Consider the following 6597-nt stretch of genomic DNA (forward strand, 5'->3'; position numbering starts at 1 on the left):
CAAAAGTCAAAAGGGAAGAAAAATATGTGTACCTCACTAGCTTATAGCGGTGTGCAGTCGTATTAGGTACAGTGTCACAAGCTATAAACCATGCTAGGCAAAGCTTGGTCTGTATCTCACTCAAGCGCTTACCGCTATAAGCCTTATGTCCCTAGCATTAATAACCATTATGTAACACGGTGAACATTTTTCACCTGATGTCCAGAAGACCCCGAAGTTTTCACCTAACACTGTCTACTTAAAACTGCAATCTGATAACTGATACTAAATCCCCAACCGCTCGATCGAGAAATTATTAAACAAATATTTCGCAATATAGACAAAATTAGGAACTAAGTTATAATCTAGAACGTCTCTAGGTAATTTACTAACTTTTTGCTTGAGGTAATTGTGTTTAACAAAATTTCCCTTGTCGCTGGTTTTGCCGGTTTAGTTGCCCTAACTACCCTTGGCGCTGTACCCGCACAAGCAGAACCGCAAAATAACGAAATCCTGATCAGTCAACTGCGCGGCCATAACACCTACAGAGGTGAGCCGCAACTCAACCCCGGTGACTATATACTAGGTCGCGTCCGGGGAACCGTGGGTGGTATTATGTCCATCCAATTGATCAGACTTGTAACAGTGGATGGCAAAGAAATTTTCAACGGCGACTTTGCTGACGGAACCACCGCTCGTATTGCTGGGGATGCCACGGGTGGCGACGATGTACTATTGCAAGTGGTAGATGGCAAATTAGTTTATGTGGGTAAAGCTCGTCCCTATTGGGTTTCCCGCTTAAAACTAAAATCGTAAATCGCCACCAGCAGCAATCGCTCGCAACTTTTAAGAGAACTTAACCAAAAAGAACCCGCTTGGGGACTTCCCGCTTTACCCCCGGAAACTAGAACCTTTACTGAAGTTGCTCCTCAAAACGCTCCCGATCCTAGTGTAAGCTGCCCGCGCATTTAAATTGCTTGTTGAGACGAGCCAAGAGGCACTCTTGCAAGAGGCAACAGTAAAGGGATTGGGGGAGATTCGGCTAATCTTAAGAATAAGCGCTTTAAATGCGTCTTAGCTTATCTCCTATCCGCGGACTTTGGTAGTGGCAAGATATCAGGAGAAAATCTCTTGTCTTAGAAGCTGAAAAATCTTCTCAAAATCCCATACAAATATACTAAAACTCTCCCTTTTTCCGATCGAAGGGGGGGTTCTTTTTTAGTCAAAAATTGAGAAATAATTGTATTTCAGCCCAGATTCTCGTCATCACATCGGTAAGGGCATGATCGCTATCTAATTCGATTAATTTCACCCAAGGGCGATTCATGCAATAATGGCGACTATTTTCTAGGGGAATCACCTCATCGGCACGACCATGAATAATTAGGGTGGGGAGCTGCCTGATTAACTTTTCTTGGGGATAATTGGCTAAGTCCTCGATCAACTTGTAATCAATTGGCAGATAACGACGATAACCGTAGTGATAAACCGATAAACTCCCAGATTTTTGCCAATTGGCTAGGGTTTCTGCTCCCAATTGTCCTAACCAAATCGGCCCGAAATTAAAAGCCGGAGCTAATAAAACGAGCCTTTGCACCTGAAAATAAGTTTCGGCCAGCCAAGCTGCCGTTAAACCGCCAAAACTGGAACCAATTAGGGTAACGGGAAACTGAGATTGTTCAATCAATCGGCCGACTTGAACAATCTGACGAGTGAGAGTTAAGCTAGAAAAGTCATCACCGTTAAGATCGGGTATTTCCATTGCTAAACCCCTCTTTTGCCAACAATGCCTCAAAAATTGTGCTTTTGTTGATTGGGTGCCAGAAGCAAAACCGTGTAGATAAATATATCTGTTTTCAAGGACTGCCATTCTAGAACCAATTAGGGTCTGCTGAAAAAGTTTGCTGGTGGGGGCAGGGTGTGGGGTGTGGGGTGTGGGGTGTAGGGTTTTACCGATTTTGAGGAGGTCAATTACCTAATTTTCGGGGAAAAAGCACCTGAATTTTCCCCCTGATCACCCTCTTGCCTAGCACTTTTGGATTTCAAAAAGGTCTCAAAGTCTTACCCAACAAGATTTTTAGATTTATTCAGCCAACCCCAATTAGATTTCTTCATCTTGCTCTTTGGTAGCACTGGGAGAAGAATTATAAATGGCATCTAACTGCTGACGAGCATCTTCGACAGTGAGAGAACGAATCACTAACAGAGGTTCATTAATCAGTTGTCCGGCCTCGTCCAAAAGTTCCGGATGGGAAGTCATGGGATAACCGTAGGGATTATAGGAATTAGCCGATTTAGCAGGACGTTTCTGGGAATCCATGCTGACAGTAATCAGACTCCGAATTAAATTATTAATGGTCAAAAAAGCGATAACTGTGAAGGCGAGGATATAGAGCAGATGTAACATTGGCCGAGTCTCCCATGAATTATGTGTGAATATTCCTAATTGCCAAAACTTTATGCTAAAAATTCGCTCAACTCTCTAGCTTACCAAAAAAGTTTCAGGTTAAGCATCAGTTTGAGGAGATTGATGTTCTCCCCAACCCTGTAATCGACGACGACGACTGCTGACCCCCCAACACTCTGCCACCAGCTGATGCCAAGGCAACAACATCTTGGCCTCGATACCCACCTGACCACCTGTGGTTTTAAAGAGTAAATGAGCCGTGGCTACCTCCTGTTGGGCGTTTTTGACTCTTGCTAATAAATCGTTTTGTTCCTCGACGCTGAGAAAGGATAATCTCTCGGATTCGAGGAGGAGACGGGAACGGGAAAACCAATGGGTGAAATCCTCTAGTAGAGGTTCCAAGATAGTTTTCAGGAGTTCGTTTTCGGTGGGTTGCGAAGGAAACATTATTCTTATAATGACGATTTTGCTTACCTTAATCTTAGCGTTATTTATATTTCTTAACATTGTGACGGGAAAATTTTAAGATTTGCCCCGGCTGTAGGCGGCACTAAAGAAGTCCTGTTCACAACTAAGGGCATAACGATAGGATAAAGAGATATTTTTCGTCATCAGGGCGTATTTATCGGCTAATTCCTCTAACTGGCTTGCTAAAGCGGCGAATTCATCCCCACTATAACTATCAATCCAAGCTTGATAGGGATTCTCAGAAATTGGTTCTAAGGCTAATTGTTGACCTAGATAAGCATAAAGACTCATACAGGGACTCATCGCCACGGCAATCGCACCGATGTCACCCATCCAAGCGGTAGCGAGAAGAAAATCCGTATAGCGACGGGTGGCGTTAGCGGGCTGAACCTTTCTCAGGTCAACTCCCCACTGTAAAGCATAATTTTCATGTAATTCTAACTCCTTTAATACCCCCGCCGCTAACCGATGAAAGCTAGTGAATCCCTGCCAATCGGGAGCTTTAGCGGCGGCGATACTGTAAGCACGGGCGAAAGATTCCAGAAAAAAAGCATCTTGACCGACATAAAAAGCGAAACAGTCCCGTTTAAGCTCTCCTGTGGCGATACCTCGCACAAAAGGGTGTTCTAGACAAGCTTGCACTAGATCTTGATGGCTGTGCCAAAGTTGCTGACTAAGCATGGGAAAATACTAATTAGGTGGACAAGGTTGGTTAACTAGAGTTCAGCATCTCACAGGGTGATACTAAATCCGTTGAGCATAGGCTACTTATAAGGACAGGCAAAAGGCAAGAGGCAAAAGGCAAAAGGCAAAAGGGGGAATAAATAATCAGTTTTTAATAACCGGATTTAGTATGACAGAGAGCTTGAGTTGTCACAGTTTCAATTCCTTAACCCAAACTGACGTTAAACCTGTTACAGTAAATATAACTGACTAAATTGGAATTAAAAACTATGCGACTTAAGCGATGGGAGTCCCCCCGCCGTCAGGGACGTAACGACAAAGGCAAGGGCGGTTCGGCCCGACAGCGACAACTGAAAAAACAATTTAAAATGTTGTCGAAAAAACTAAAAGGGGGAGAGAGTAACATCTCTCCTCTTTTTTTGTCCCCAGCAATCTCCTCTGAAAAATCTTCCTCTGGGAAACTCTCAGTCTCCTGAAACAGTCCCAGACTTGAGCCACTTTCAGATTAGGAAAAAAAATGAAGCGTACACTTGCCGTCATGACGATGACAGTAGCTTTAACCCTCACCAGTAACCATTCTAGCCTTGCGGGAGCAATCTTCGATCGCATTCAAAAAACTGGGGTAATTACTGCCGGCGCTCGTAAAGATGCTATTCCCTTTGGTTTTGTCAACTCCCAGGGCAAGTGGGTGGGTTACAGCCTTGATATGTTAGAGTTAATTCGCAAAGAAACCGAACGGAAGTTAGGAAAACCAATTAAGTTAAAAATTGTTGAGATTACTCCCCAAAATCGTTTTGAAAAGTTAAAAACAGGGGTTATAGATATCGAATGTGGCTCCACTACTTTTACTTGGAAAAGAGAAAATGAAGTGGATTTTTCCGTTAGTTATTTTGCCAGTGGTACTCAATTGCTCACCCGCAAAGGTAGTAATCTCGATGACATCGGTAGCTTGGCAGGCAGACGCATTGGAGTGATTGCCAATACTACTAATGAAGCGGTGATTAAAACCCAACAACCCGCCGCTATTTTGGTCAAAGTTAAAAATCGTGGCGAGGGTTTACAAAAACTAGAAGCGGGAGAAATTGATGGTTTTGCCAGTGATGGCATTACCCTAGAAGGCTTAAGGAAAAGCGCTAAAAATCCTAATAATTTAGCCATAGTTCCCTCCTATCCCTACGCCTACGAATCCTATGCCTGTACTTTACCCGAAAATGATTCTAAATGGCGCGATACAGTGAATTATACCCTATTAAAATTCATGGAAGGGATCGTTAGTGACCAACAACAAGCGGTGACAATTTATGAACGTTGGTTTGGTGAAGATGGTGTTGTTCCCTATTCCAGAGAAACTATTAATGATTATTTTCAAGGCATTGTCAACACCTACGAATGGATTCCTTTAACTGTATTTCCCTAAAATCAAAACCTTTTTAGGAACCAGTGGAAAAAGGCAAGAGGAAAGACCCCCCCAACCCCCCAACCCCCCTGCCCCCCCGACATCGGGGGGGTCGGGGGGGCAAGAGGCAAGAGGCAAAAGTATCGATTAATTTGTCTCCCTAAGACTCTTGTTGACCCTAATAAATCCTGTTTAAAAGGTATAGGAAAGCGGGAAAATGGGGAGAAGGGAGCGGGTTTTTAAAGTTGGATTTGTTATTAATCCAGTTAATAAAGGTAAAAAATAAACCCCCTCAACTGACTGAATGAAGGGGCGATTGCAAGTTTTTTATTAATGGTTTTTAGGAGACTTTTGTGGTTTCCTTTTCTGAGGGTTTGGAGGGTTTTAGTTGGCACTTTAGGGTTATCTCCATACTTTCACCCGCATTATATCAAAATGATAATCATAGCTCCAAACAGGTAGATCTAATTCGATTGAGATGATAGCAGTCAAAGCATCAACAATAGTAATAGTTTGATCAGGAAATTGTTTAGCTTTTGCTATGGCTGCGAAATACTGATCTTCTGTCGGATTGATCAGATTAGCAGATTCTAAGCAATTTTGTGTGAAATGAGTGGCTTGTTCAAATCCTAATCTATATAGAAGCAAGCTGTAAGTTTCTATATATACGGGGAAAGAGATAATAACTGTTAAATCTTCCGATTCTATGCGTCTTAGCTCTGCTTGCGCTCTACTATGATATTGATCACTGGTATCTATCGCTCCGTAAAGGGGGGTTGTGTCGGCAATAATCGCTTTCAAGATTTGAGCTTAAGGTAATTTATGGGACAGAGTAATTTCGGCTAAAACAGCGTCATGATTGATGGATGTGTCAGTATAGCCACTTCCTTTGGGTGCGGGAGATAAGTGAAAAGATTTTTTCGGTTTGGATAAATAGCCTTTCGCTATTAAAAATGATTCTATAGCCGTTTGTACTGTATCAGAAGAAGATACCTTATGCTCTTGATTGTAGGCGGCTAGAGCATTAATTATGGTGGTGGGTAGCTCAATCGTCACCTGTTGCATAACCAAAATCCTCTTGATTTAATTATGTCCCTATTATACAATAAACCCCCTCAACTGACTGAATGAAGGGGCATTTATTCTACTTTGGTAAGCAATTTAGCCTACTTTTGTGGTTTCGTTTTCTGATGTTTTGGATGATTTTAGTTTGCGTTTCAGGGTTGAAGCTGCACCTAATGCACCAAAGGAGCCAATAGCTAAAAGTCCAGCGGTTGAGGAGGGTTCAGGAACTAGCTTTAGGTTTTTAACAGGAACACACGGGGTCAAACACCCCATATATGTACCCTGATCATAAAGTAGCCGATATTCTTCTCCATCTTCTATGTAGGCTAATCCCCCTGCACTAAAAGCACCTACACCTCCTACAGGAACAATATTTGCCGGATTAAACAGATTATCATTCGTTAATCCTGAAGTTAATAAAGTGGTAGAGCCAGTGCCTTTGGGGACCAGAGCAGTTATCTAAGTACAGGACAAAAAATGTAAGGACTGGAGAAAAAGAGAAAAGTTAGGTAATGAAGGATTGAGAATAAGATGACGAAGGTGGTCTAAACCTAGCCGAAAGAGGCTTTTTGCTCGGCGACCATGTTTCTTGATAGGA

General features: G+C 42.6%; 9 protein-coding genes and 3 pseudogenes. 4 read left to right on the plus strand and 8 right to left on the minus strand.

What is annotated here, in order from left to right; translation table 11 throughout:
- Positions 1-390 precede the first annotated feature (390 nt).
- Positions 391-951, plus strand: a pseudogene (locus O9334_RS01365) (hypothetical protein).
- A gap of 250 nt (positions 952-1201) precedes the next feature.
- Here the strand turns inward: O9334_RS01365 and O9334_RS01370 are convergent.
- Positions 1202-1849 carry a YqiA/YcfP family alpha/beta fold hydrolase gene (locus O9334_RS01370; protein ID WP_287998748.1) on the minus strand — a complete coding sequence of 216 codons (648 nt, stop codon included), beginning with the start codon at positions 1847-1849 and terminating at the stop codon, positions 1202-1204.
- A 48-nt stretch (positions 1850-1897) separates the two neighbouring features.
- Here O9334_RS01370 and O9334_RS23000 point away from each other — a divergent pair.
- Positions 1898-2140, plus strand: a pseudogene (locus O9334_RS23000) (hypothetical protein).
- On the opposite strand, the gene O9334_RS01380 reads toward O9334_RS23000, so the two are convergent.
- The 3 genes from O9334_RS01380 to O9334_RS01390 form a co-directional block, all read right to left on the minus strand.
- Positions 2081-2386 (minus strand): DUF2973 domain-containing protein, encoded by a 306-nt coding sequence (locus O9334_RS01380; RefSeq protein ID WP_045362894.1) that lies wholly within the window; start codon positions 2384-2386, stop codon positions 2081-2083. The pseudogene O9334_RS23000 and the gene O9334_RS01380 sit on opposite strands and share 60 nt — an antisense overlap.
- 99 nt (positions 2387-2485) lie before the next feature.
- Positions 2486-2893, minus strand: coding sequence for a DUF2605 domain-containing protein (locus tag O9334_RS01385; RefSeq protein WP_080754370.1), 408 nt, complete (start codon positions 2891-2893; stop codon positions 2486-2488).
- A gap of 15 nt (positions 2894-2908) precedes the next feature.
- The gene (locus tag O9334_RS01390; RefSeq protein WP_287998753.1) at positions 2909-3535 is read right to left on the minus strand and encodes a TenA family protein; all 627 of its coding nucleotides are present in this window, start codon (positions 3533-3535) and stop codon (positions 2909-2911) included.
- 272 nt (positions 3536-3807) lie between these two features.
- Here O9334_RS01390 and O9334_RS01395 point away from each other — a divergent pair, with 272 nt between their 5' ends.
- Together O9334_RS01395 and O9334_RS01400 are read left to right on the plus strand one after the other, a co-directional pair.
- Positions 3808-4014 carry a hypothetical protein gene (locus O9334_RS01395; protein WP_012267271.1) on the plus strand — a complete coding sequence of 69 codons (207 nt, stop codon included), beginning with the start codon at positions 3808-3810 and terminating at the stop codon, positions 4012-4014.
- 41 nt (positions 4015-4055) lie between these two features.
- Positions 4056-4955 carry an amino acid ABC transporter substrate-binding protein gene (locus O9334_RS01400; RefSeq protein ID WP_045362902.1) on the plus strand — a complete coding sequence of 300 codons (900 nt, stop codon included), beginning with the start codon at positions 4056-4058 and terminating at the stop codon, positions 4953-4955.
- Between the two features lie 381 nt (positions 4956-5336).
- Here the strand turns inward: O9334_RS01400 and O9334_RS01405 are convergent, their stop codons facing one another.
- The 4 genes and pseudogenes from O9334_RS01405 to O9334_RS01420 form a co-directional block, all read right to left on the minus strand.
- The gene (locus O9334_RS01405) at positions 5337-5735 is read right to left on the minus strand and encodes a type II toxin-antitoxin system VapC family toxin (RefSeq protein WP_194013733.1); all 399 of its coding nucleotides are present in this window, start codon (positions 5733-5735) and stop codon (positions 5337-5339) included.
- 9 nt (positions 5736-5744) lie between these two features.
- Complete coding sequence (locus tag O9334_RS01410; protein ID WP_002750614.1) at positions 5745-5999, minus strand: hypothetical protein; 255 nt, start codon at positions 5997-5999, stop codon at positions 5745-5747.
- A 96-nt stretch (positions 6000-6095) separates the two neighbouring features.
- Entirely contained in the window at positions 6096-6272 is a 177-nt protein-coding gene (locus O9334_RS01415) for a PEP-CTERM sorting domain-containing protein (RefSeq protein WP_502846530.1), read from the minus strand.
- A gap of 186 nt (positions 6273-6458) precedes the next feature.
- Positions 6459-6597, minus strand: a pseudogene (locus O9334_RS01420) (IS4 family transposase); the annotation flags it as partial.

The organism is Microcystis sp. LE19-8.1F, from assembly GCF_027531715.1.
GTDB lineage: Bacteria > Cyanobacteriota > Cyanobacteriia > Cyanobacteriales > Microcystaceae > Microcystis > Microcystis wesenbergii_A.